The sequence below is a fragment of the Actinomadura miaoliensis genome, from assembly GCF_039536785.1.
In the GTDB taxonomy this organism is placed as follows: domain Bacteria; phylum Actinomycetota; class Actinomycetes; order Streptosporangiales; family Streptosporangiaceae; genus Spirillospora; species Spirillospora miaoliensis.
Genome location: NZ_BAAAZG010000020.1, coordinates 76,747 through 99,605 on the forward strand (window position 1 = coordinate 76,747; position 22,859 = coordinate 99,605).

The following is a 22,859-nucleotide window of genomic DNA, read 5'->3' on the forward strand; positions in this document are numbered from 1 at the left end:
GGGTGGACCAGCGCCAGGTGTCCGCGCGTCCGGCGCATGACTCCGTGTGACGGAACCCCGCCGCGCAGACCCTGACACGGGCCCCGCGAAGCCGCTCCGGCGGCTCGCGGGGTCCCTGTTTTTGTGGAAAGTTGCCCGTTGGAAAAGCCGGGCCGTCGCCTTACAGTTACCCCGGAGGTTTTCACTGCTGTTGTCAAGGCCGATGACAGGGGGCGCGGCCGTTGCCCTGTCTACCGGAGGCCGATGATGACGGTGCAGAGCGTCACGACGGAGGACGACCTCGTCCAGGTGCTGCGGTACGGCCCGTTCAACGTGGCCCTGCACGCGGCGATCCAGGCGCGCGGGCTCAGCCTGGAGGCCCTGCGGCGACGGCTGGAGGACCAGGGCATCGCGGTCAGCCTGTCCACCCTCAGCTACTGGCAGCGCGGCCGCACCCGCCCCGAACGCGCCGACTCGCTGCGCGCGGTGCGGGCGCTTGAGGTCATCCTCGGCCTGCCGCGCCACTCCCTGCTCACCCTGCTCAAGCCGACCGCCGAACGGTCGGCCGGCCCCTGGCTGCCGGTGGAGGCGCTGTGCCCCGAGCCGGGCGTGCGCGACCTGGTGGACGAGATCGGCGAGCGCGGCGAACGCCAGCTCACCGGGCTCAGCCTGCACGACCAGTACGTCCTCGGCCCCGAGGGGGAGCTGCGCGAGGTGCGCACCCGCGCGGTGTTCCAGGCCCAGCAGCGCGGCGCCGACCGCTGGATCGCCGTCTACCATCACCCGCACGGCGTCCTGCCGACCTCCCGCAGCGCGCACGGCTGCCGCTTCGGCCGCGTCCGCATGGACGGCGCCAGCGGCCTGATCGCCGCCGAGCTGCTGTTCGACCGGGCCCTCGGCCGCGGCGAGACGTACCTGCTGGAGTACGGGTTCGGCTTCGAGGAGACCGGCGGCCCGCCTGTCACCGAGGAGGGCCGCGGCTTCCGCACCCCGCAGCACGAGTACCTCATCGAGGTGCGCTTCCACCCGTCCGCCCTGCCCGCCCGCTGCTACCGCACCTGGCGCCCCGACGCCCACACGGCCCTGAAGGACTCGGCCGACCTGCGCATGTCCGCCTACCACAGCGTCCACTTCATCGAGTTCGGCATGGCCGCCGGCTACCACGGCATCCGCTGGGAATGGACGTAGTGTTCATCGCTTCGCGTTCTGCGGGTGAAGCTTCGCCTGGCGGCTCGCTTCACCCGCAGGTGGCGCGCTCGCGGTGCGGATGCGGTACGGCGCGTGGTTGTGCGGATGCGGCATCGCGCCAACGCGGCGGCTTTTGCGCGGTTACTTGACGAGCAGGTCGAGGAGGCGGGTCAGTTCGGCGGCCGGGTCGTCGGTGAGGCCGGCGTGGACGGGGCCCGGCTGGACGATGGTGCTGCGCGGGGCGGTGAGCCAGCGGAAGCGGCCGCCGGGGGGTTCCTCGGCGGCCTGGCCGGCGCGTTCGCCGCCGCAGCACAGGGCGTCCACGGCGTGCAGGGCCTTGCGGACGCCGTCCAGGTCGAGGGACGGGTCGAGGGCGAGCAGGCGGCGTTCGTCCAGGTGCGTCCGGCAGCCCAGGAAGTCCTTGGCGCGGCAGTAGACGACGACGCCCACGTTCATGGCCTCGCCGCGTTCGACCCGGGGCACGACGCGCAGCGTCGCGTACTCGAAGACGGTGCTCATCAGGAGCCACCCCCGCCCAGCCAGCTCGGGCGCTTCTCGCCGCGGCGCGTTCCGGTGTCGGGCCGGCGGTGCGCGACGTCCAGCTGCGGCAGCCAGTCGCGGGGGTTGGCGGCGCGGGCGAGCAGCAGCTCGACGTAGGCGTCGCGGGCGGTGTCCGGGCCGTCGAAGTTGGGGTCGCCGTCCAGCCAGCGGTCGGGCACCAGGCCGAGGATCTCCCGCAGGAGGGGCTCGGTGATACGGGGCGCGAACTCGGCCTCGGCGTCGGCCAGGCCGGTCGCGTAGCGGGTGAGGACGTGGTCGTCCACGTCGTACGGACCGGAGAACACGCGGGAGGCGTTGGCCCAGGCGTGGTGGAAGTACAGGCTGGCGCCGTGGTCGATCAGCCACACGTCGCCGTGCCAGACCAGCATGTTGGGGTTGCGCCAGCTGCGGTCCACGTTGCCGATGAACGCGTCGAACCACAGGACCCGGGAGGCGAACCCGGCGTCGGGCGTCCAGCCGAGCGGGTCGAAGCCGAGCGAGCCGGGCAGGAAGTCGACGCCGAGGTTCCAGCCGGTGCTGGCCTTGAGCAGGTCCTGCACGTCGGGGTCGGGCTCGTGCCGTCCGATCACCGGATCCAGATCGATGATCACCTGGTCGGGGACGCGCAGGCCGAGGCGGCGGCCCAGCTCCCCGGCGATCACCTCGGCGACCAGGGCCTTGCGGCCCTGCCCGGCGCCGGTGAACTTCATGACGTAGGTGCCGAGGTCGTCGGCCTCGACGACGCCGGGCAGCGATCCGCCCTCCCGCAGGGGCGTCACGTATCTGATGGCGGTCACGAGCGGCAACACGCGATCACGCTATCCGGTGCGGGCACCGTTCGGGGCACCGGGCGGCTGGAAGGATGGGCGTATGGCGACGCTCGTGGACCTGTCGGTGCCCGTCGTGACCGGAATGCCGGTGTACCCGGGCGATCCCCAGGTGGAGATCGGCCGGGCGCTGACGGTGGCGCGGGACGGCGTGAACGTGCAGCGGGTGCACATGGGGTCGCAGTCCGGCACGCACGTGGACGCGCCGTACCACGTCGACGACGCGTGGCCTCGCCTGGACGAGGTGCCGCTCGGCCGGTTCACCGGCCCGGCGGTGGTCATGGACGCGCGCGGGCTGCCACCCCGTACCGCGATCGGCCCCGAGGCGCTGCCGGACGGCCTGGCGCCGGGCGTGGTGCTGCTCATCGCGACCGGGTGGTCCGCGCGGTGGGGGACCGAGGAGTACCTGGCGCACCCGTACCCGGCGGTGGAGACGGCCGAGGCGATCGTGGCGGCCGGGGTCCGCACGGTGGGCATCGACGCGCTCAGCGTCGACCGCACGCCGCCGCCGGGCGACGAGACGTTCTCGCTGGACGCGCACCGTGCGCTGTGCGGCGCCGGGGCCGTGATCGCGGAGAACCTCACCGGCCTCGACGTGCTGCTGGAGGCGCAGGCGGCGGGGCGGCGCGTCGAGGTGTCGATGTTCCCGATGCGGCTGGACGGGGACGGTGCGCCGGTGCGCGCGGTCGCCCGGGTGGGCTGATCACATCTTGGCGATGACCTCCTCGGCGAAGCGCTCCATGGTGGCGAGCTTGAGCGCGAGGGTGCGGCCGTGGCGGGCCTTCTCGTCCGGGGTGGCCAGCCACCAGGGCGCGGCCATGGTGCCGGTGACGCCGCGGTCGGCCCATCTGCGGTAGAGGTCGGCGCTGGGCATGGCTGCGATCGGCGCGATCACCCTGAGGTCGTCGAGCGTGCGGCCGTGCTCGGACAGGTGCCGCGTGAGGCGGGCGAGCAGGTCGGCGAGCTGGTCCTCGGTGTAGACGCGGTTGCCGATCCAGCCGTCGCCGACGCGGGCGGCGCGGCGCAGGGCGGCGTCGCTGTCGCCGCCGATGTAGACGGGGACGGGTCGGTCCGGGACGGGCGCGATGCTCAGCGGCCCGAAGTCGTAGTGGGTGCCGTGGTGCTCGACCGTCCCGCCCTGCCAGAGCGTCCGCAGGGCGGGGATCATCTCGTCCAGGCGCCTGCCGCGCGTGTGGAAGTCCTGCCCGGTCTGCAGGAACTCGTCCTTGCACCATCCGACGCCCAGGCCGAGGATCGTGCGGTCGCCCGACAGGACGGCGGCCGTGGACACCGCCTTGGCGACGGTGAACAGGTCGCGGGCGGGAGCGATGTAGACGTTGGTGGCGAAGCGGACCCGTTCGGTGACGGCGGCCATCGCGCCTATCGTCACCCACACGTCCGGCCAGTGCGTGTCGGGCTTGTACGGGGGCGCGCCGGTGTCGCTGTAGGGGTAGGCGGACTGGTAGTCGGTGTAGAAGATGTGGTCCGACACCGCCACCGTGGCGTATCCGAGCCGGTCCGCCGCCTTGGCCAGCGGAACGAACTCGTGGGTGTCGACGAACGCGGCCCCGAGCCAGAACTCCATGCGCGTCTCCTTCCACGGCGGCCTCCCGCGCCGGGCCCCGGAAGGGACCGGGGCCCGCGTAACCCTGGGGGGACGACCCCCTTCAACCCCCCGAGACTGACCGGCATCCCTACACTCCGCTGCGCTCCGTTACGGGTGCCGGTCAGTCGGTCAGTCCTGGAACTCGGGGATGACCTTGGTGGCGAACATCTCGAGGTTGCGCTTGACCGTGTCGGTCGGCAGCACGCCCTGCTGGCCCTGCATGAACAGCCCGAACCACTCCAGGTCGGGCATGCGGTCGAGCATGCGCTGGATGCCGCGCTTGACGTCGTCCGGGGTGCCCAGCAGCGCCAGCTCCACCTCGCTCATGCGGTTGAAGTCGCCCTTCTCCGGCGAGATGGGCTGGTGCCGGTCGTCCTCCTTCTTGCGCAGCACCTCCAGGTAGCCGAAGGGGCCGAAGAACGCGGCGAAGTCCTTCTGCATGCCCTTGCCGTAGATCTCGACGGCCTCCTCCTTGGTGTCGGCCATGCCGACGACCTTCAGGATGCCGGTGTGCTCGCCGAGCCTGTAGTTCCGTCCGGCCTTGGCGCACTCCTCCTGGTAGAGCCTGGCCTTCTTGGCGTGCTCGTCGGGGTTGGGGGTGAACATCCACGGCAGGATGTCCTCCTGCGCGCAGCGGATGACCGACCGGTCGGAGATGGTGAACGGCTGCCACAGCTCCGGGTGCGGGTTCTGGTACGGGCGCGGGCACACCGACACCGACCGGATCACGCCGTCGTCGTCGATCTCGCCGGGGGCGCCGAACACGCGGGTCCACTCGGTGGCGGGCCAGCCCTCGATGCCGCTGAACGGGGCCGGGATCTCGTAGTCCAGCACGTCGCTCTTGTAGCGCAGCGAGTCCTGCGTCCACGCCAGCTTCATGATCTTCAGGATCTCGCCGAAGACGTCGAAGTTGCGGGTGTCGGACGCCGAGCCGTCCGAGCGGGCCGCGGCGGTGTTCCAGCGCTGGCCGAGCACGTTCATCCACCGGTTCTGGTAGCCGCGCGCCACGCCCAGGCGCAGCCGGCCCTTGGAGAAGTGGTCCAGCAGCGCCACGTCCTCGGCCGCGCGGATCGGGTCCCAGGCGGGCAGGACGAGCCCGAGCGGGGCCAGCAGGATCCGTTCGGTGCGGGCGGCCAGGTCGGTGAGGAACATCAGCGGGTTGACCGAGAACTCGAACCCTTCGGAATGGAAGTGGTGCTCGGTCATCATCAGCGCGTCGAACCCGATCTGGTCGGCGTGCACGGCGATGTCGCGCACCTCGTCCAGCAGCTTCTGGTACGACTCGACGTCGCGGCCGATCGGCCGCCGGGCCTTGGCGTTCTCCTCGGCGGCGTACCCGGATCCGGGGATCTGGGGGTTCATCATGATCGCAAACTTCACGCGGGCATCTCCTTGTCGAGCGTGTCGAGCCTGTCGAGTTCGGCGAGCCAGGCGGTGGCGACGTGCAGGAACTCCGCCGGCCGCTCGGCGTGCAGCCGGTGCCCGCCGCCCGGCCAGGCCAGGGCGCGGGAGGCGGGATGCTTGAACAGGCCGCGTTCCCAGTCGGCGGACCCGGCCTGGGCGTGCGACCAGCACGACAGCACCGGGCAGGCGCGGCGGGCCAGGTAGGCGTCGGCGGCGGGACGCACGCCGAACTGGTCGTCGCCGGTGTACATCCCGGCGAACGCCTCGGCCAGGGCGCGCGGCGACGTACCGAGGATCTTGCGCCGGTGCCACTCGCGCAGCCACGGCGGCGAGGCGGGGGTGTAGCACCAGGCGTCGTTGGCCAGCGCGGTGCCGTACGGGTCGGTGCGCAGTCCCTCGATCATCGCGGGGAACGCGGCGGCGATCTCCGGCGGCTGCCCGTATCCGGGGTCGACGCAGACCAGGGCGCGCACCCGGCCGGGATGCTCGACGGCGAGCGCGCTGACCACCAGGGCGCCCATGGAGTGCCCGAACGCGGTGACGCGCGGCACGTCCAGGTGGTCCAGCAGGCGCACCAGGTCGGCGGCCAGGTCGCGCGGCCGGTACCCGGACTCGGGCGCCGAGGAGTAGCCGTGGCCGCGCAGGTCGGGGGCGATGACGCGGTGCTCGGCGGCCAGGTGCGGCAGGTGCGGCACCCAGTCGTGGGAGTCGGCGCCGAAGCCGTGCACCAGCAGCAGGGGGACGCCGTTCGCGGCGGACGGTCCGTCGTCGGTGTAGAACAGGCGGACCTCGCCGAGCTCCGCGAAAGGCATGGCCCCTCCGATCGATCCGTCCGGACGGCGGTCCCGTCGAACCCGAACAAGCGCACGCTACATCAATCGCCGATACCCGAGCAATCGCTTGGTTAGGCTGTGTAACGTGGGCCGGGGAGATCGGAACAGAATCCGGTTCAGGAGGGGAGCACGCGGATGCGGCTGGGGATCACGATGTTCGCCACCGACCTGACGGTGGCGCCGCACGAGCTGGCCCGCGCGGCCGAGGAGCGCGGTTTCGCGTCGCTCTACCTGCCCGAGCACACGCACATCCCGGTCTCGCGGCGCACGCCCCCGCCGACCGGGGACGACGCGCTGCCCGAGGAGTACGCCCGCACGCCCGACCCGTTCGTCGCGCTGGCCGCCGCCGCTGCGGTCACCGAGCGGATCGTCCTCGGCACCGGGGTGTGCCTGCCCGCCCAGCGCGACCCGATCGTGACCGCCAAGGCCGTCGCCACGCTGGACCGGATCTCGGGCGGACGCGTCGTGCTCGGCGTCGGCTACGGCTGGAACGCCGAGGAGGCCGAGGACCACGGCGTGCCCTGGACGCGCCGCCGGGCCGTCGTGCGCGAGCACATGCTGGCCATGCGCGAGCTGTGGACGAGGGACGAGGCGTCCTTCAAGGGCGAGTTCGTGTCGTTCGAGCCCTGCTGGTCATGGCCCAAGCCCGCCGGCCGCGTGCCGGTGCTGCTGGGCGGGGCGCCGGGCCCCACGCTGTTCGCGCACGTCGCCGAGTACGGCGACGGATGGATGCCGATCGGCGGGGCGGGCGTGCGCGAGGCACTGCCCGCCCTGCGCGAGGCGTGCGAGGCCGCCGGGCGCGCGATGGCGCGGGTCGTCCCGTTCGGGACGCTGCCGACCGCGCGCAAGCTCGACTACTACGCCTCGCTGGGGATCGACGAGGTGGTGCTGCGCGTCCCAGCCGGCGGCCGTGACGCCGTGCTGGCCGTCCTGGACGACTACGCCGCCGCCTACCTGGACCGCTGACGCTCCGCGCGGTGCTAGCGCACCATCCGGAAGCACAGCCACGTCGGGAAGCGGTTGGCGACCCCCTGGTTGGCGCGGACGGCGCCCAGGATCAGCAGCACCCACTGCGCGACCATGTGGAACAGCAGCACCGGCACGAAGACGATGACCAGCGGCGCCGGATGCTGGAACACCAGCGCGAGCACCCCGCCGACCACCAGCGCGATGATGACGTGCAGCAGGTAGGTGATCTGCATGTTGAGTGACTGCGCGGCATGGTGCCGCACGAACGGCGACTCGTTCTTCTTGACGAAATACAGCACCAGCGGCCCGAGGAAGCCCACCGCGATCGTGAGCACGTAGCACATCAGCGCCCAGGTGGTGTCATCCGACCTGACCGGGCCCTGCGGGTTCGGGGGGACTCCGGGCGGCCCGTACCCCCACGGCGGCTGGGGTCCCCCGCCGTAGGGGTTTCCGGCCCCGGGGCCAGAGCCGTACCCGGGGGGAGGCGTGTATCCGGGGGGCGGGGGCGCTCCGGGCGCCTGCCCATAGGGGGAGTGGTGCGGCGGCGGCTGGTCGTTCACGTCGTTCCTCTCGCCTGCGGGAGGTCAGGAGGAATCTATACGAGCCCACCGTCACCGCATGCGTCAGCCGAAGACGATGACGGAGCGGGCCACGGCGCCCGACCGTACGTGTGCGACCGCTTCGTTGATCTCCTCCAGGGGGACCCGCTCGCTGACCAGGCCCGCGAGGTTGAGGCGGCCGCGCCGGTACAGGTCGACCAGCAGGGGCAGGTCGCGGGCGGGCACGGCGTCGCCGCCCTGGGTGCCCATCAGCCGCCGCGACGCGAACAGCTGCCCGGCGGGAAGGCGCAGGTCGGCGTCGGCGGCGGGGCTGCCGACCATGACGGTGGTGCCGCCGCGCCGGGTCGCGGCGAACGCCTCGGTCAGCACCCGCGGCACGCCGGTGACGTCGAAGGCGTAGTCGACGCCGCCGCGGACGATCTCGCCGACCCGGCGCGGCAGGTCGCCGGCGGGCAGCGTGTGCGTGGCGCCGAACTCCTCGGCCAGCTTGAGCTTGGCGTCCACCACGTCCGCGGCGATGATCGTGGTGGCCCCGGCCAGCACGGCGCCCTGGACCACGTTCAGCCCGACGCCGCCGCAGCCCACCACCAGCACGCTGGCGCCGGGCTCGACCCGCGCGGTGTTGAGCACCGCGCCCACGCCGGTGACCACGCCGCAGGCGGTCAGCGCGAGCAGGTCGAGCGGCGCGTCCTCGGCGACCTTGACGCACATCGCCTCGGCGACCACGACCTTCTCGGCGAACGCGCCGATGCCGATGTAGGGCCGCACGGCGCGGCCGTCCGCCGACAGCCGGGTGCTCCCGTCCGGCATCGTGCCCATGATCGCGGCCAGGCGGGCGGGGCCCGAGCACAGGTGCGCCCGGCCGCGGGCGCAGTCGCGGCAGCGCCCGCACGGCCCGTTCATCGCGACGATCACGTGGTCGCCGGGCCGGACCGCGGTGACGCCGGGGCCGACCTCCTCCACCACGCCCGCGCTCTCGTGGCCGAGCACGCACGGCAGATGCGACACGACCGGGCTCTTGCCGTCCAGGGCCTTCAGGTCGGAGCCGCAGACGCCGGACGCGGCCACCGCGACCCGCACCTCGCCCGCTCCGGGGGCCTGGACCTCGACCTCGGCCACCTGCAGCGGGGCGCCGAACTCCCGCAGCAGCGCCGCGCGCATCACCGTGCTCGCCACGTCGCTCACCTCCGCGCAGCACGCTAACACCAAGCACTTGCTTGGTCGAGCGTCCAGGCATGTCCGTTCCGGCGGCCGGCTTCGGGAACTCGCCGTTGACACGTTCCGACCGGCCAACTTACGCTCACGCCCAAGCGAGCGCTAGGTAGTTTTGCCTCGTCGGGGGCCGCACGGGGGATCACATCCCGGACGGCGGGGGCGCGGCTGCCACGGCTCGTCCACGCCGACCCGTGCCCGGAGGCGCGCGATGAAGACCACTCCCACGCTCCGCTCCCCGTCCGCGGCCGTCCCCGCCGCCGCGCTCACCATGCTGACCCTTCTGACCGGCTGCGCGACGAGCAACGAGGCGTCCCCGGGCGGGTCCGGCGGCGCGGCCGGGGTCACCGACGACGCGGTGAAGGTCGGCGGCGTGCTCACCGTCACCAGCGCCACCGGCTACTCCACCGGCGGCGCCGAGCTGGGCGCCAAGGCCCGCTTCGCCCGCGCCAACGCCGAGGGCGGCGTGCACGGCCGCAAGATCGAGTTCATCGGCGTCGAGGACGACGGCATGACCCCCGACAAGGGCGCCGCGGCCGCCCGGAAGCTCGTCCAGAAGGAGAAGGTGTTCGCGCTGGTGCCGGTCAGCGCCCCGCAGTTCGGCGGCGCCGAGTTCCTGGAACGGCAGCGCGTGCCGTGGCTGGGCTGGGCGACCGGGCCGTTCTGGTGCGGCAAGCGCAGCGCGTTCGGCTTCAACGGCTGCCTGGCGCCCAGTCCCGGCCACGGCACCCAGACCTGGTGGGGCAACCAGATCGCCGCGCAGCTCGGCGGCGCCCGGGGCAGGTCGGTGTGGGTGCAGGCCACCGACTCCTCCGCCAGCAAGTACGGCGTGCAGACCATCTCCAGGTCGTTCACCGCCGCCGGGTTCGCGCTGGCCGGATCGTCGGCCGCGCTGCCCGCCCAGTCCCCGCCGCAGGACTGGTCGCCCTACGTCAACAAGATCATGAAGAGCGCCGGCGGGAAGGCGCCCGACGTGGTGGTGTCGGTGATGGCGGGCGGCAAGTTCAACTCCGGGCTGTACGCGGCGCTGAAGAAGGCCGGCTACAAGGGCCTGATCACCGACGCCACGTCCTACGACCCGCACGTGCTGCGCGACCCGCAGACCACCCGTGCCCTGGACGGCGTGTACGCCGCGCCGCAGTTCGAGCCCTACGAGTCCGACGCGCCCGAGGTCGCCCGGATGAAGGCGGACGTGCGGAAGGCCGGCGGCGCCGACGCCGTGCTCGACCAGCACGTCGCCACCGGCTACTGGACCGCGGACGTGTTCCTGAAGATGCTGGAGAAGGCGGGCAGGGACCTCACCCGCGAGTCGTTCTTCGCGGCCGCCGAGAACTTCTCCTACGACAACAGGGGCTTCGGGCGGGTGCGGTTCCCGTCCGGCAAGACCGAGCCCAACGGCTGCGGCGCGCTGGTCAGGCTGCGGGACGGAAAGTTCGTCGTCGCGCAGAACCTGCGCTGCTTCACCAACACCACGCTGTGACCCGTCCCCGCCAAGCACCCGGAGGTGACGGGTGAGCGAACTCGTCGGCTACGTCCTGAGCGGCCTGGTGACCGGCGCGGTGTTCGCGCTGATGGCGTCCGGGCTGACCCTGTCCTACTCGGCCACCGGCGTGTTCAACTTCGCGCACGGGGCCGTCGGTTTCCTGGCCGCGCTGCTGTTCTTCGAGCTGACCGCCGGGCTCGGCTGGCCGGTGTGGGCGGCCGGGCCAGTGACGGTGCTGGTCGCGGCGCCCCTGCTGGGGTACGCGCTGCACCGGCTGATGTTCCGCGGCCTGGCGTCGGCGGGGGAGACCGCGCAGATCGTCGCCACCATCGGCCTGACGATCGCGCTGCCCGCCCTGGGCCTGTGGACGGTGGACGTGCTGGTCGGCACGTTCGGCGCCGACCTGCCCCGGGTCACCGAGGGCGCCGTCGCGCGCGGTCTCGGCCCGCGTCCGGTGCAGACCTGGCACCCGTTCGGCGGGCTGACCGTCGACTCCGACCAGCTCACCACGTTCGTGCTGGCGGTGCTGGCCGCCGCCGCGCTGTGGGCGGTCATGCGGCACACGCCGCTCGGCCTGCGGATGCGCGCCACCGTCGACCGGCGCCGCCTGGCCACGCTGCGCGGCGTGGACGCCGACGCCGCCTCCGCCCAGGCGTGGATGCTGAGCTCGACGCTGGCCGGGCTCGCCGGGGTGCTCGCGGTGCCCACGCTCGGCCTGGACTCCAACGCGTTCACGGTGCTGCTGTTCGCCTCGGCCACCGCCGCGGTGTTCGGGCGGCTCCAGTCCATCCCCGTCACGTTCGCCGCGGGCCTCGGGCTGGGCGTGGTGCAGAACCTCGTCGCCGGCTACGCCGACTTCGCCGAGAAGGTCACCGGTTTCCGGACGGCGGTCCCCGCGCTCCTGCTGTTCGCCGGACTGCTGGTCCTGGGGCGTTCGCGCGAACGTCTCGCCGGCTCCATCGCCGAGGACGCCCCGCCGCCCGACTACCTGGCCGACCTGCCGCGCTGGCGCCGCGTCCTGCCGTGGAGCGCGTCGGTCGCGGCGCTGCTGCTGTGGACGTTCACGATCGGCGACGACTACTGGGTGGGGCTCGTCGCGCAGGGCCTCGTGCTGGCGTTGATCTTCTGCTCGTTCGTCGTGGTCACCGGCATCGGCGGCATGGTCAACCTGGCGCAGGCGTCGTTCGCGGCGCTGGCCGCCCTGGCGGCGGGACTGGCCTTCGGCAAGGGGCTGCCGTTCCCCGCCGCCGTGCTGCTCGGCGTCCTGGCCGCCGTCGCGGCGGGCGTGCTCGTCGCCCTGCCCGCCCTGCGCCTGGGCGGCCGCGTCCTCGCCCTCGCCACCCTCGCGCTGGCGTTGCTCGCCGACCAGGTGCTCTTCCAGATCGACGCGTTCAGCAACGGCACCGTCGGCTGGAAGCTGCCCGCCGTCTCCTTCGGGATCACCGACACCAACGACCCCCGCACCCGCGTCGTCGTGCTGCTCCTGCTCATCGGCGTCGTCGCCCTGCTGGTGCGCAACCTGGAACGCTCGCCGTCCGGCCGCGCCATCCTGGCCGTGCGGTCGGCGCCGACCGCCGCGCTGTCCGTCGGCATCTCCGCCACCCGCGCCAAGATCACGCTGTTCGCGCTGGCGTCCGGCGTCGCGGGGCTGGGCGGCGTGCTGTACGCCACGTTCAACGGCCAGATCACCGCCACCGACCTGCCCGCGCTGACCGGCTTCGTGTGGCTGGCCGTCGTGGTGCTGCAGGGCGTGCGGCGCATCGGCGGCGCCGTGCTCGGCGGGCTGGTCATGGCGCTGTTCCCCGAGGTCCTGGACAACGTCACCGACTCGCAGTACGTCGGGATGATCCTGTTCGGGCTCGGCGGCATGATCCTGGCCAAGCACCCCGACGGCGTCCTGGCCCAGTTCGCCGAACGCCGCTACCGCCGCCGCAGACGCACACCGCGGCCCGCCGAGGCGCCCTCCGCGCAGCCGTCCGGGTCCGCCGCCGATCCCGCCCCCGGCCCCGTCGCCCTCCGCCTCGAAGGGATCGTCGCGGGCTACGGCGACGCGACGGTCCTGCGGGGCGTCGACCTGGCCGTGCCGTCAGGCCAGGTGGTGGCCCTGCTCGGCGCCAACGGCGCGGGCAAGTCGACCCTCTGCGCCGTGGCGGGCGGGATGGCGCCCACCTCCGGCCGCGTCCTGCTCGATGGCGAGGACATCACCGCCTGGCCCGCGCACCGCCGCTCCCGCGCGGGCGTCTACCTCGCCCCCGAGGGCAGAGGCGTGTTCCCGTCCCTCACCGTCGAGGAGAACCTCACCCTGTGGCTGCCGGACGCCGCCGACCGCGCCGAGGTCCACGACCGGCTCCCGCAGCTCGCGGCCCGCCGGGACGTCCCCGCCGGGGCCCTGTCCGGCGGCGAGCAGCAGATCCTCGCCCTGGCGCCCGCGCTGGTCCGGCCGCCCCGCGTGCTGATCGCCGACGAGCCGTCCCTCGGCCTGGCGCCGCTGGTGGTCGAGCAGATCTTCCAGATGTTCGGGGAGCTGCGCGACAACGGCGTCGCGCTGCTGATCGTGGAGGAGAAGGCCGGGGAGGTGCTGGCGCTGGCCGACACCGTCGCGTTCATGCGCCTGGGCCGCGTCGTGTGGACGGGCCCGCGCGCCGAGGTCGACGACGACCGGCTCGCCGCCGCCTACCTGGGCCTGGACGAGGGCCCGCTGATGCCCGCCACGGAGGCCGACCAGTGATCGAGATCGACGACGTCAGCGTCCGGTTCGGCGGAGTCCACGCGCTGACCGGCGTGAGCCTGGCCGTGCCCGAAGGCGGCCTCTGCGGCGTCATCGGCCCCAACGGCGCCGGCAAGACGACCCTGTTCGACGTGGTCACCGGCCTGCGCCGCCCGACCGCCGGCAGCGTCCGGCTGCGCGGCGCCGACGTGACGTCCACCGGCGCCGTGCACCGCGCCCGCCTCGGCCTGCGCCGCACCTTCCAGCGCCCGCAGGTCTTCGGCCGCCTGACGGTGCTGGACAACGTCCTGGCCGCCCTCGAATGGCACGGCGGCGGAGGCGGCCTGGCCGCCGACCTGGTGGGCGGGCGCGCCCGCCGCCGCCTGGAGGCCGCCCGCCGCGACCGCGCCCTGGCCGCCCTGGACCGCTGCGGCATCGCCGACCTGCGCGACGCCCACGCCGCCGACCTGCCCATCGGCCGCCGCCGCATGGTGGAGCTGGCCCGCGCCATCGTCGACGACCCCGCCGTGCTGCTGCTGGACGAGCCCACCTCCGGCCTGGACGCCGACCAGTCCGCCCTGTTCGCCGAGGTCATCGCGTCCCTGGACGCCACCGTCCTGCTCGTCGAACACGACGTCGGCTTCGTCATGACCACCTGCGACCGCGTCGTCGTCCTCGACCTTGGCGAGGTCATCGCCGACGGCCCGCCCGACGACATCCGCAGGGACCCCAGGGTCCGCACCGCCTACCTCGGCTGACCGTCCGCGCCACGACGGCCCGGGCGGGTCAGCCGAGGGCGCGGTCGAGGTTGAAGGCGGCGCTGATGAGGGCCAGGTGGGTGAAGGCCTGGGGGAAGTTGCCCTGCTGTTCACCGGTGCGGCTGATCTCCTCGGCGTACAGGCCCAGGTGGTTGGCGTAGGTGAGCATCTTCTCGAAGGCCAGGCGGGCCTCGTCGACGCGGCCGGCGCGGACCATGGCCTCGACGTACCAGAACGAGCAGATGGAGAAGGTGCCCTCCTCGCCGCGCAGGCCGTCCGGGCTGGCCTGCGGGTCGTAGCGGTAGACCAGCGAGTCCGACACCAGGTCGGCGGTGAGCGCGTCCAGGGTGGACAGCCACTTGGGGTCGGTGGGGGAGACGAACTTGCCCAGCGGCATCATCAGCAGCGCCGCGTCCAGGACGCCGCCGCCCTCGTACTGGACGAACGCGCGCCGCTCGGCCGACCAGCCGCGGTCCATGATCCGCCGGTAGATGGTGTCGCGGGCCTCCCGCCAGCGGCGCAGGTCGGCGGGCAGGCCGCGGTGGTTGGCCAGGCGGATGGCGCGTTCGATCGCCACCCAGCACATCAACCGCGAGTACAGGAAGTTACGGCGTCCGCCTCGGGTCTCCCAGATGCCCTCGTCGGGCTGGTCCCAGTGGTCGCACACCCAGTCGACCAGCGTGCACACCTGGTCCCAGTGGTCGCTGGAGATCGGCTGCCCCCACTTGTCGTACAGGTAGATCGAGTCGATCAGCGCGCCGTAGATGTCGAGCTGGAGCTGGCCGACGGCGTCGTTCCCGACCCGCACCGGCGACGAGCCGCGGTGGCCCTCCAGGTGGTCGAGCACGCGTTCGGGCAGGTCGGTGCGCCCGTCGATGCCGTACATGATCTGCAGCGGGCCGTCGGCGCCGTCGCCGCGCAGGCTCACGTACCTGATCAGGAAGTCCATGAACGCCTCGGCCTCGTCGGTGAAGCCCAGGCGCAGTAGCGCGTAGACGCAGAACGCGGCGTCGCGCACCCACACGTACCGGTAGTCCCAGTTGCGCTCGCCGCCGATCCGCTCGGGCAGGCTGGTGGTCGGCGCGGCCACGATCGCCCCGGTCGGGGCGTAGGTGAGCAGCTTGAGCGTCAGGGCCGAGCGGTGCACCATCTCCCGCCACCGGCCCCGGTAGCGCGACGACGACAGCCAGCGCCGCCAGAACTTCACCGTGGCGTTGAACTCCCGGTCGGCCTCGGCGTGCGGGCATCCGCGCGGCAGGACGCAGTCGCTGATCCGGTCGAGGGCGAACACCTCGGCGTCGCCCTCGGCGAGCTTGAAGTCCGCCCAGGCGTCCCGGTCGTCGTGCTCGAACGGGACGGTGGAGGTCAGCGCGAGCGTCAGCGACGCCGACTCGAAGATCGCCATGCCGTCGTGCGGGCGCAGGACGTGGGGCTCGGCCCCGTACCCGAACCGGGGCGCCACCCGCGTCCGGAACGGCACCGACCCGCGCACGCACACCACCCGCCGGATCAGCCGGTGCCGCTCGCACTCTCCCGAGCCGGCGACGGGCATGAAGTCCTGGACCTCGCCCACCCCGTCGTCGGTGAAGAACCGGGTGATCAGCACGTTGGTGTCGGGGAAGTAGAACTGCTTGGTCGTCGCCCGTGTCGTGGTGGCCAGCTCGAACGAGCCGCCCCGGTCCGCGTCCAGGATCGAGGCGAACACGCTGGGCGAGTCGAACGACGGGCAGCAGTACCAGTCGATCGTGCCGTCCGTGCCCACCAGCGCCACGCTCTGCAGGTCGCCGATCAGCCCGTGCTCGGCCACCGGAAGATAGCGGGACGCGCCGTCGCCCGCCCGGTGCTCGAATCCCTCGACCATGGCAAAGCCCCCCGTATTTCCCCAGCGTATGCCCGAGACCGGCGCCCGTCATGCCCCGCCCGGCCCCGGCGGCGCTCCGGGCGCGGCCGCCGCCGTGCCCGGAGCCCGGCGATTGCCGGTGGCACCCGTTACGAGAATGGTCATGGAATCTCCCTTTCCGTCGTGGCGCAGACGCTAGGGACAGTGGCGGTCACTTGATGTCCGCGACCGCCCGGGGGCTGTGCGGGACGTGTGGACGTAACCGGCACGGGGTGGGCGTATGACTGCCGCTCTGTTCACTTCCAAGCGGAATTCGAGCCTTGTCTCCCTCTACATACCCCTGTACCGTATGCGGTCAATACCCCGCGCCCGTATGAGAGGAGACGTGGGATGCAGGCAGGCGACGGCGCGTCCGGGAGATCCGGTCACGGGTGGCGGCACTTCGTCCGGCACTACCTGGAGATGGTGGTGGCGATGCTCGCCGGGATGGTCGTGCTCGGCGCCGTGGTGCGGGGCGTGCTCGCGCCGACGGGCGTGGAGTACTCCATGACGACCCAGCCCGAACTGGTCACGCTGGAGATGGCGTTCGACATGTCGGCCGGGATGGTGCTCTGGATGCGCCGTCGCGGCCACGGGTGGGCGAGCACCTTGGAGATGTGCGGCGCGATGTTCGCCCCGGCGGTGGTGCTGATCCCGCTGCTGTGGCTGGACGTCGTGGACACCGGGACGATGATGATGCTGGAGCACGTCGCGATGTTCGTGCTCATGCTGCTGGTCATGCTCCGCCGCCGCGGCGAGTACGGCCTGGGCGTGCGCGAGCGGCTCGCATGAGCGTGCCGGGGACGGCGACGATTCGGTCACTGCCGTTCCTGCCGCTGATCTACGTGGCCCCGGCGTGATCGGGCGGTCCGGCGTGCCCCGGCCGGCCGTCGGAGCGGGGTCACCTGCGTGCTGATCGGTGTCGGGCCGGTCCTGCTCGTCCAGCGGGCGGCGGGCGGGGGCATGATGGGAACGCCCGGTGCGGTCGTCGGTGAGAGGGGTCTGGCGTGGGGGTCGAGCTGGCACGGCGGCTGCCCGGGGTCTTCCGGACGGACCTGACCACGCGCGCGGCCTACTCCTCCGACGCCTCCCTCTACCGGCGGGTCCCGGCGGCGGTGGCCGAGCCGCGCTCGGTGGAGGAGTTGGCACGGGTCCTGGAGATCGCGCGGGACGCGGGCCTGCCGGTGACCATGCGCGGCGGCGGGACGTCCATCGCGGGCAACTCGATCGGCACGGGCGTCGTCGTCGACACCTCGCGCCATCTCGACCGCATCCTGGAGATCGACCCGGACGCGCGGACGGCCGTCGTGCAGCCCGGGGTGGTGCTGGACGACCTGCGCGCGGCGGCCGGCGAGTACGGCCTGACGTTCGGGCCGGACCCGTCCACGCATTCGCGGTGCACCCTCGGCGGGATGATCGGCAACAACGCGTGCGGATCGCATTCGGTGGCGTGGGGGACGACGGCCGACAACGTCGTGGCCCTGAAGATGCTGACGGCGGACGGCAGGGAACTGCACGCGCGGCAGGGCACCTCCGGGGACGCGGCCCTCGACGCGGAACTGACCCGGCTGCGTGACGCCCATCTGGCCCCGTTGCGCAGGGAACTGGGCCGGTTCAGCCGCCAGGTGTCGGGCTACGGGTTGCACTACCTGCTCCCGGAGCGCGGGTTCGACGTGGCCAAGGCGCTGGTGGGCAGTGAGGGCACCTGCGGGGTCATCACCGAGGCGACCGTGCGGCTGGTGCCGGTTCCCAACGCCAGGGTGCTGGTCGTCCTGGGATTCCCCGACGTGTTCGTCGCCGCCGAGATGGCCCCGGTGGTGGCGGGCATGGGCGCGTTGACCGTCGAGGGCATGGCGGCCGATCTGCTGGCCGCGTTGCGTTCACAACCGGGGCGGGCCACGGCCGGGGCCGAGCTGTGCGAGGGCGGTGGCTGGCTGTACTGCGAGGTCGGCGGCGATTCCGTGGAGCTCGCGCGGGAGGCGGCGCGTGCTCTCGTCGACGGCGTGCGGCGGCGTCTGCCCGAGGTCACGTCGGTCGTGGTGGACGAACCGCGGGAGATGCGGGCGCTGTGGTGGATCCGGGAGGCCGGGTCGGGCATCGTCACGCGGCTCCCGCAGGGCGGGGAGGCGTGGCCTGGGTGGGAGGACTCGTCCGTGCCGCCCGCCCGCCTCGCCGGTTACCTGCGCGACCTGTACGCGTTGATGCGGCGGCACGGGTTCCAGGGCGTGCCGTACGGGCACTTCGGTGAAGGCTGCGTGCACCTGCGCGTCGACTTCGACCTTTCCGACGAGCCGGGTGTGGCGGCCTACAGGGAGTTCGTGGAACGCGCCGCCGACCTGGTGGTCTCCTACGGCGGTTCGGTGTCGGGCGAGCACGGCGACGGGCGCGCCCGTTCGGAGCTGCTGGGGAAGATGTACTCCGGGGACCTGCTGAAGGCGTTCGCCGCGTTCAAGGGCGTCTTCGACCCCGGCCGCGGGCTCAATCCCGGAGTGCTCGTCGATCCGGCGCCGCTGGACGCCGACCTGCGGCCCGGCCCAGGGCGCGACGCGCTGCCCGTCACGCCGGTGCACGCGCTCACACGCGACGGGGGCTCGTTCGCGGCGGCGGTGCACAGGTGTGTGGGCGTGGGCGCGTGCCGCAACCTGGACGTGGGGTCGATGTGCCCGTCGTTCAAGGTGACCCGGGACGAGGTGCACTCGACACGGGGACGCGCGCGCGTGCTCGCCGAGATGCTGCGCGGCCGCACCGTCACCGACGGCTGGCGGTCGACCGAGGTGCTGGACGCGCTCGACCTGTGCCTGTCGTGCAAGGCGTGCGCGCACGAATGCCCGGTGAACGTCGACATGGCCACGTACAAGGCCGAGTTCCTGCACCGCCACTACGCCGGGCGGCGGCGTCCCATGGCGCACTACTCCATGGGGTGGCTGCCGTTGTGGTCGCGCATGGTGTCCGGGGCGCCCGCACGTTTCGTGAACGCCGCCCTGGCGCGTGACCGTGTCGCCGGGGTCGTCAAGCGCGTCGCGGGGGTGGAGCCCCGCAGGCAGATGGTGCGGTTCGCGGAGGAGAGCCTGCAACGGTGGTTCCGGCGGCGCGGGCCCAGACCGGGGGACGGCCGGACGATCGTGTTGTGGCCCGACACGTTCACCAACTTCCACACGCCCGGGGTGGGGCGCGACGCGGTCGACGTACTGGAGGCACTCGGATACCGCGTCCTGATCCCGCCCGGCCGGGTCTGCTGCGGGCTCACGTGGCATTCGACGGGGCAGCTCACGGTGGCGCGACGCGTGCTGCGGCACACGCTGGACGTCCTGGGACCCGCCCTGGACAGCGGCCTGCCCATCGTCGGCCTGGAGCCGTCGTGCACCGTCATGCTCCGCGCGGAGGCACCCGAACTGCTGCCGGACGACGAGCGCGCGAAGAAGCTCGCGGCCGGCATGAGGACCCTGGCCGAGGTCGTCGCCGCGCACGACGGGGACTGGCCGTTCGCCGGACTGGACGCGCGGGCCGTCACGCAGGTGCACTGCCACCAGGAGGCCAAGGGCTCCTACGACGCCGACCGCGCCGTCCTGGCACGCCTCAACGTCGCCCCCGACGTGGTGGGCGCGGGCTGCTGCGGGCTGGCGGGCAACTTCGGCTTCGAGCCGGGCCACTGGGAGGTGTCCCAGGGCTGCGCCGAACGCGAGCTGTACCCCAAGGTGCGGGCCGCCTCCGGCGACGACCTCGTCCTCGCCGACGGGTTCTCCTGCCGCACGCAGATCGCCCAGGGGACGCACCGGGAGGGACTGCACCTGGCACAGCTCCTGGCCCGCGCCCTGCGCTACGGTCGGCGGTCATGAAGGACGACCCTCCTGAGGGCGCACCCCCGGTGCGGGACGGGGACGGGGTCGCCTTCTAGAATCCGACTCGGTCGACAGGAACGGGAGGCGGCATGAGCGGCGCCGGGGCGGCGATGCGTCGGGTCTTCGTGGACGGCGAGCGGGCCGCGCTGGACGAGTCGCGGGTGGCGGAGCTGGCCGGGCTGGCGGCGCGGGTCCGCGAGCTGACCGAGGCCGTCGTGCACACCGACGTCGACGCCGCCGAGGTCGCCGCCGTGAGCGAGGAGATCGCGGCGCTCACCCGGCGGCTGTCGGCCGCGCGCCGTTCCGCCCCGCCGATCGCCGCGCCCGTCCCCGGCGCGCCGCAGATCGGCCGCCAGCTCGCCAACCCCGTCACCGGTCCGCTCAACCCGATCGCCCCGCCGGTGACGATCGAGACGCGTCCCGACCGCACGGTGTTCTGCGACTTCACGCTGACGTCGGTCTACGAGGGCCCGCCCGGGTTCGTGCACGGCGGCGTGTCGGCGATGGTCCTCGACCAGCTGCTCGGCGCCGCCGCCCACGCGGCCGGCGCGCCGGGCATGACCGCCGCGCTCGACCTGCGCTACCGGCGGCCCACGCCCTACGGCGTCCCGCTGCGTGGCGAGGCCGAGGTCACCGGCGTCGTGGGCCGCCGCACGCACACCGCCGCCCGCATCATCGCCCCGGACGGCACGGTGACGGTCGAGGCCACCGCCGTCTTCGTCCTGCCCCGCGGCCTCAGCCCCGAGGTGCTTCAGGCCGCGGAGTAGGCGCTGAGGGGGCGGACGCGGAGTAGGCGTCGTCGGCGGTGATGTCGGCGCGGGAGCGGTCGGGCAGCAGCGCCATCGCCGTCAGCGTCAGCGCCGAGGCGACGACCATGGCGGCGGAGATGGCCCACCAGCCGTAGTCGTGCAGCAGCCAGGTCGCCAGCAGCGGCGCCGGGCCGCCCGCGACGACCGAGGCGAGCTGGTAGCCCAGGCCCGCCCCGCCGTAGCGCAGCCGGGTCGGGAAGCTCTCGGCGATCATGGACGCCTGCGGCCCGTACTGCAGGGAGTGCGGGATCTGCGCCAGCACCACCGCGACCACCACCACGACGGCGATCCCGGTGTTGAGCAGCGCGAAGTACGGGAAGGCCAGCACCGCGACCAGCAGCGCCCCCGTCGCGTACACGCGGCGGCTGCCGATCCGGTCGCCCAGGTGCCCGGCCGCCGGGATCGCGAACAGCTCCAGCACGGCCGCCAGCGTCACCGCGCCCAGCGCGAGCCCCTGCGCCATGCCCAGGTCGTCATGAATGTAGGTCAGGGCGAAGGAGGTGAAGATGTAGAACGGCATCTGCTCCGAGCAGCGCAGCAGCGCGCTCAGCACGATCTCCCGGGGATGGCGCCGCACCACCTCGGCCACCGGCACCCGCGACACCTCGCGCCGCTCGACGATCTCGGCGAACAGCGGGGTCTCCAGGACCTGCAGCCGCACCCACAGCCCGACCGCCACCAGCACCAGGCTGAGCAGGAACGGCACCCGCCAGGCCCAGGAGGTGAACGCGTCCTCGGCCGACAGCGCGATCGCGGTCATCGCGCCGGTGCCGAGGATCAGCCCGATCGGCACGCCGATCTGCGGCAGGCTGGCCATCAGCCCGCGCCGCCGCTGGTCGCCCCACTCCATGGCCAGCAGCACCGAGCCGCTCCACTCGCCGCCGACCGCGATGCCCTGCAGGATCCGCAGCGCCACCAGCAGCACCGGCGCGGCCACGCCGATCGTCTCGGTGCCGGGCAGCACGCCGATCAGCGCGCTGGAGATCCCCATCAGCAGCAGCGTGACGATCAGCGTGGCCTTGCGGCCGAGCCGGTCGCCCCAGTGGCCGAACAGCGCCGCGCCGACCGGCCGGGCGGCGAACCCGACCGCGTAGGTGGCGAACGCCGACAGCGTGCCCGCGTAGTCGGTGGAGCTGGGGAAGAAGACGTCCTTGAAGACGATCGCCGCGGCCGTGTTGTAGAGGAAGAAGTCGTACCACTCGATGGACGTGCCGACGACGCTGGCGACGGCGGCCTTGCGCACCTGGTCGCGTCGCGCGGCCGTGTCCACGCCGCGGGCGCGGCCGGGCCCGCCGGGATCGAGCACCATCGGGGACTCTCCTTTCCGCCCCCGATCGCGGCTTTTCCGGGCAGGGTGATACCCCGGAAAGATCAGTCGGCAAACCGGCGGATGTGGTCCGAATCACGGCCGTCGCCGGGTGTCCTCACGTGAACAACTGGCCGCCGTTGACGTCGAGCGTCGCTCCGGTGGTGGATCGCGCCTGGTCGGACGCGAGGAAGATCACCGCGCGGGCCACGTCCTCCTCGGTGGCGATCCGGCGCAGCGCCATCGCGGCCACGTCCCGCGCCCGGATCTCCTCGAACGTCACGCCCTCGGCGGCGGCCCGGGTGCGCATCCAGTCGTCCAGGACGTCGCTGGCGATCCAGCCCGGCGCCACGCAGTTGACGCGCACGCCGGACGGCCCCAGCTCGTCGGCCAGGCAGTGCGACAGCAGGTGGACCCCGGCCTTGCCCGCCGCGTAGTCGCTGCGGCCCGCGTAGCCGGTGCGGCTGGACATGGACGTGACGTTGACGATCGAGCCGCCGCCCGCCGCGACCATGTGCGGCGCCAGGTACCGGCAGGTCAGCAGCGTCCCGTAGGTGGCGATCTCCACGGCCGCGCGCCACCGCTCCAGGTGCTCCTCGTCCATGTCCAGGACGGCGCGCCGGTGGCTGCCGGGGAAGGCGGCGTTGACCAGCACGTCGACGCGGCCGAAACGCCCCGTCACCGCGTCGGCCAGGCGGCGGACGTCGTCCGGGCGGGACACGTCGGCCGGCACCGCCAGCGCGGCCCGGCCCTCCGCCGCGACCTCGGCGGCGATCGCGTCGAGGACGTCCGCGCTGCGCGCCGCCACCGCCACGTCCGCGCCCTCGCGGGCCATGAGGACCGCCAGCGTCCGGCCGAGCCCCGGCCCGGCTCCGGCGATCACCGCGACCTTGCCGTCCAGCATCATGACGGCTAGCGTACCAAGCGGTCGCTAGGTTGGTGGCGGCGGTCAGGCGGGCC

The 22,859-nt window shown here is 73.1% G+C and carries 19 protein-coding genes; 9 read left to right on the forward strand and 10 right to left on the reverse strand.

Features of this window, described 5'->3' with window-relative positions:
* The first annotated feature begins 243 nt into the window (after positions 1–243).
* Positions 244–1,167: a hypothetical protein gene (locus tag ABD811_RS17295; protein WP_344948226.1), complete on the forward strand. Its 924-nt coding sequence runs from the start codon at positions 244–246 to the stop codon at positions 1,165–1,167.
* A gap of 141 nt (positions 1,168–1,308) precedes the next feature.
* Here the strand turns inward: ABD811_RS17295 and ABD811_RS17300 are convergent, their stop codons facing one another.
* Together ABD811_RS17300 and ABD811_RS17305 are read right to left on the reverse strand one after the other, a co-directional pair.
* On the reverse strand, positions 1,309–1,686 hold the full coding sequence (locus ABD811_RS17300; RefSeq protein WP_344948229.1) for a DUF3037 domain-containing protein: 378 nt from the start codon (positions 1,684–1,686) through the stop codon (positions 1,309–1,311).
* Complete coding sequence (locus ABD811_RS17305) at positions 1,686–2,516, reverse strand: HipA family kinase (protein WP_344948232.1); 831 nt, start codon at positions 2,514–2,516, stop codon at positions 1,686–1,688. The genes ABD811_RS17300 and ABD811_RS17305 overlap by 1 nt, the downstream gene beginning before the upstream one ends.
* A gap of 61 nt (positions 2,517–2,577) precedes the next feature.
* On the opposite strand from ABD811_RS17305, the gene ABD811_RS17310 reads away from it, so the two are divergent.
* Positions 2,578–3,237 carry a cyclase family protein gene (locus ABD811_RS17310; protein WP_344948234.1) on the forward strand — a complete coding sequence of 220 codons (660 nt, stop codon included), beginning with the start codon at positions 2,578–2,580 and terminating at the stop codon, positions 3,235–3,237.
* On the opposite strand, the gene ABD811_RS17315 is transcribed toward ABD811_RS17310, so the two are convergent.
* From ABD811_RS17315 to ABD811_RS17325, 3 genes are all read right to left on the reverse strand, one after another.
* Positions 3,238–4,119: a TIGR03619 family F420-dependent LLM class oxidoreductase gene (locus ABD811_RS17315; RefSeq protein ID WP_344948236.1), complete on the reverse strand. Its 882-nt coding sequence runs from the start codon at positions 4,117–4,119 to the stop codon at positions 3,238–3,240. It abuts the gene before it with no gap.
* Between the two features lie 150 nt (positions 4,120–4,269).
* A complete protein-coding gene (locus ABD811_RS17320; RefSeq protein ID WP_344948239.1) occupies positions 4,270–5,520 on the reverse strand; it encodes an LLM class flavin-dependent oxidoreductase in 1,251 nt (416 codons plus the stop codon).
* Positions 5,517–6,356, reverse strand: coding sequence for an alpha/beta fold hydrolase (locus tag ABD811_RS17325; protein ID WP_344948242.1), 840 nt, complete (start codon positions 6,354–6,356; stop codon positions 5,517–5,519). The genes ABD811_RS17320 and ABD811_RS17325 overlap by 4 nt, the downstream gene beginning before the upstream one ends.
* 156 nt (positions 6,357–6,512) lie before the next feature.
* Here ABD811_RS17325 and ABD811_RS17330 point away from each other — a divergent pair, with 156 nt between their 5' ends.
* On the forward strand, positions 6,513–7,343 hold the full coding sequence (locus ABD811_RS17330) for an LLM class F420-dependent oxidoreductase (protein WP_344948244.1): 831 nt from the start codon (positions 6,513–6,515) through the stop codon (positions 7,341–7,343).
* 14 nt (positions 7,344–7,357) lie between these two features.
* Here ABD811_RS17330 and ABD811_RS17335 read toward each other — a convergent pair whose 3' ends face one another.
* Together ABD811_RS17335 and ABD811_RS17340 are read right to left on the reverse strand one after the other, a co-directional pair.
* The gene (locus ABD811_RS17335; protein WP_344948247.1) at positions 7,358–7,906 is read right to left on the reverse strand and encodes a DUF4870 domain-containing protein; all 549 of its coding nucleotides are present in this window, start codon (positions 7,904–7,906) and stop codon (positions 7,358–7,360) included.
* A 63-nt stretch (positions 7,907–7,969) separates the two neighbouring features.
* Positions 7,970–9,067, reverse strand: a complete 1,098-nt coding sequence (locus ABD811_RS17340; protein WP_344948502.1) for an alcohol dehydrogenase catalytic domain-containing protein — start codon at positions 9,065–9,067, stop codon at positions 7,970–7,972.
* 262 nt (positions 9,068–9,329) lie between these two features.
* On the opposite strand from ABD811_RS17340, the gene ABD811_RS17345 reads away from it, so the two are divergent.
* From ABD811_RS17345 to ABD811_RS17355, 3 genes are read left to right on the forward strand one after another with little or no spacing between them, the layout of a single operon-like run.
* Positions 9,330–10,598 carry an ABC transporter substrate-binding protein gene (locus ABD811_RS17345; protein ID WP_344948250.1) on the forward strand — a complete coding sequence of 423 codons (1,269 nt, stop codon included), beginning with the start codon at positions 9,330–9,332 and terminating at the stop codon, positions 10,596–10,598.
* Positions 10,599–10,629: 31 nt separating this feature from the next.
* A complete protein-coding gene (locus ABD811_RS17350) occupies positions 10,630–13,329 on the forward strand; it encodes an ABC transporter permease subunit (RefSeq protein WP_344948253.1) in 2,700 nt (899 codons plus the stop codon).
* Positions 13,326–14,066, forward strand: a complete 741-nt coding sequence (locus ABD811_RS17355) for an ABC transporter ATP-binding protein (protein ID WP_344948257.1) — start codon at positions 13,326–13,328, stop codon at positions 14,064–14,066. The genes ABD811_RS17350 and ABD811_RS17355 overlap by 4 nt, the downstream gene beginning before the upstream one ends.
* A 28-nt stretch (positions 14,067–14,094) precedes the next feature.
* Here the strand turns inward: ABD811_RS17355 and ABD811_RS17360 are convergent, their stop codons facing one another.
* Positions 14,095–15,927: a glycoside hydrolase family 15 protein gene (locus ABD811_RS17360; protein ID WP_344948260.1), complete on the reverse strand. Its 1,833-nt coding sequence runs from the start codon at positions 15,925–15,927 to the stop codon at positions 14,095–14,097.
* Positions 15,928–16,296: 369 nt separating this feature from the next.
* On the opposite strand from ABD811_RS17360, the gene ABD811_RS17365 reads away from it, so the two are divergent.
* The 3 genes from ABD811_RS17365 to ABD811_RS17375 all read left to right on the forward strand — a co-directional run bounded on the left by ABD811_RS17365 (position 16,297) and on the right by ABD811_RS17375 (position 20,551).
* Complete coding sequence (locus ABD811_RS17365) at positions 16,297–16,737, forward strand: hypothetical protein (RefSeq protein ID WP_344948261.1); 441 nt, start codon at positions 16,297–16,299, stop codon at positions 16,735–16,737.
* A gap of 215 nt (positions 16,738–16,952) precedes the next feature.
* Positions 16,953–19,781, forward strand: a complete 2,829-nt coding sequence (locus ABD811_RS17370; protein ID WP_344948263.1) for an FAD-binding and (Fe-S)-binding domain-containing protein — start codon at positions 16,953–16,955, stop codon at positions 19,779–19,781.
* Between the two features lie 92 nt (positions 19,782–19,873).
* Positions 19,874–20,551: a PaaI family thioesterase gene (locus ABD811_RS17375; RefSeq protein ID WP_344948266.1), complete on the forward strand. Its 678-nt coding sequence runs from the start codon at positions 19,874–19,876 to the stop codon at positions 20,549–20,551.
* Here ABD811_RS17375 and ABD811_RS17380 read toward each other — a convergent pair.
* Together ABD811_RS17380 and ABD811_RS17385 are read right to left on the reverse strand one after the other, a co-directional pair.
* Positions 20,520–21,902, reverse strand: a complete 1,383-nt coding sequence (locus ABD811_RS17380; RefSeq protein ID WP_344948268.1) for an MFS transporter — start codon at positions 21,900–21,902, stop codon at positions 20,520–20,522. The two genes, ABD811_RS17375 and ABD811_RS17380, sit on opposite strands and share 32 nt — an antisense overlap.
* A 115-nt stretch (positions 21,903–22,017) precedes the next feature.
* Positions 22,018–22,806, reverse strand: a complete 789-nt coding sequence (locus ABD811_RS17385; protein WP_344948270.1) for an SDR family oxidoreductase — start codon at positions 22,804–22,806, stop codon at positions 22,018–22,020.
* Positions 22,807–22,859: the final 53 nt, after the last annotated feature.

Coding starts and splice junctions, on each gene's coding strand:
- ABD811_RS17295 (WP_344948226.1), top strand. CDS start 244: ATGATGACGGTGCAGAGCGTCACGACGGAGGACGACCTCGTCCAGGTG.
- ABD811_RS17300 (WP_344948229.1), bottom strand. CDS start 1,686: ATGAGCACCGTCTTCGAGTACGCGACGCTGCGCGTCGTGCCCCGGGTC.
- ABD811_RS17310 (WP_344948234.1), top strand. CDS start 2,578: ATGGCGACGCTCGTGGACCTGTCGGTGCCCGTCGTGACCGGAATGCCG.
- ABD811_RS17315 (WP_344948236.1), bottom strand. CDS start 4,119: ATGGAGTTCTGGCTCGGGGCCGCGTTCGTCGACACCCACGAGTTCGTT.
- ABD811_RS17325 (WP_344948242.1), bottom strand. CDS start 6,356: ATGCCTTTCGCGGAGCTCGGCGAGGTCCGCCTGTTCTACACCGACGAC.
- ABD811_RS17330 (WP_344948244.1), top strand. CDS start 6,513: ATGCGGCTGGGGATCACGATGTTCGCCACCGACCTGACGGTGGCGCCG.
- ABD811_RS17340 (WP_344948502.1), bottom strand. CDS start 9,067: ATGCGCGCGGCGCTGCTGCGGGAGTTCGGCGCCCCGCTGCAGGTGGCC.
- ABD811_RS17345 (WP_344948250.1), top strand. CDS start 9,330: ATGAAGACCACTCCCACGCTCCGCTCCCCGTCCGCGGCCGTCCCCGCC.
- ABD811_RS17360 (WP_344948260.1), bottom strand. CDS start 15,927: ATGGTCGAGGGATTCGAGCACCGGGCGGGCGACGGCGCGTCCCGCTAT.
- ABD811_RS17365 (WP_344948261.1), top strand. CDS start 16,297: ATGCAGGCAGGCGACGGCGCGTCCGGGAGATCCGGTCACGGGTGGCGG.
- ABD811_RS17375 (WP_344948266.1), top strand. CDS start 19,874: ATGAGCGGCGCCGGGGCGGCGATGCGTCGGGTCTTCGTGGACGGCGAG.
- ABD811_RS17380 (WP_344948268.1), bottom strand. CDS start 21,902: ATGGTGCTCGATCCCGGCGGGCCCGGCCGCGCCCGCGGCGTGGACACG.
- ABD811_RS17385 (WP_344948270.1), bottom strand. CDS start 22,806: ATGATGCTGGACGGCAAGGTCGCGGTGATCGCCGGAGCCGGGCCGGGG.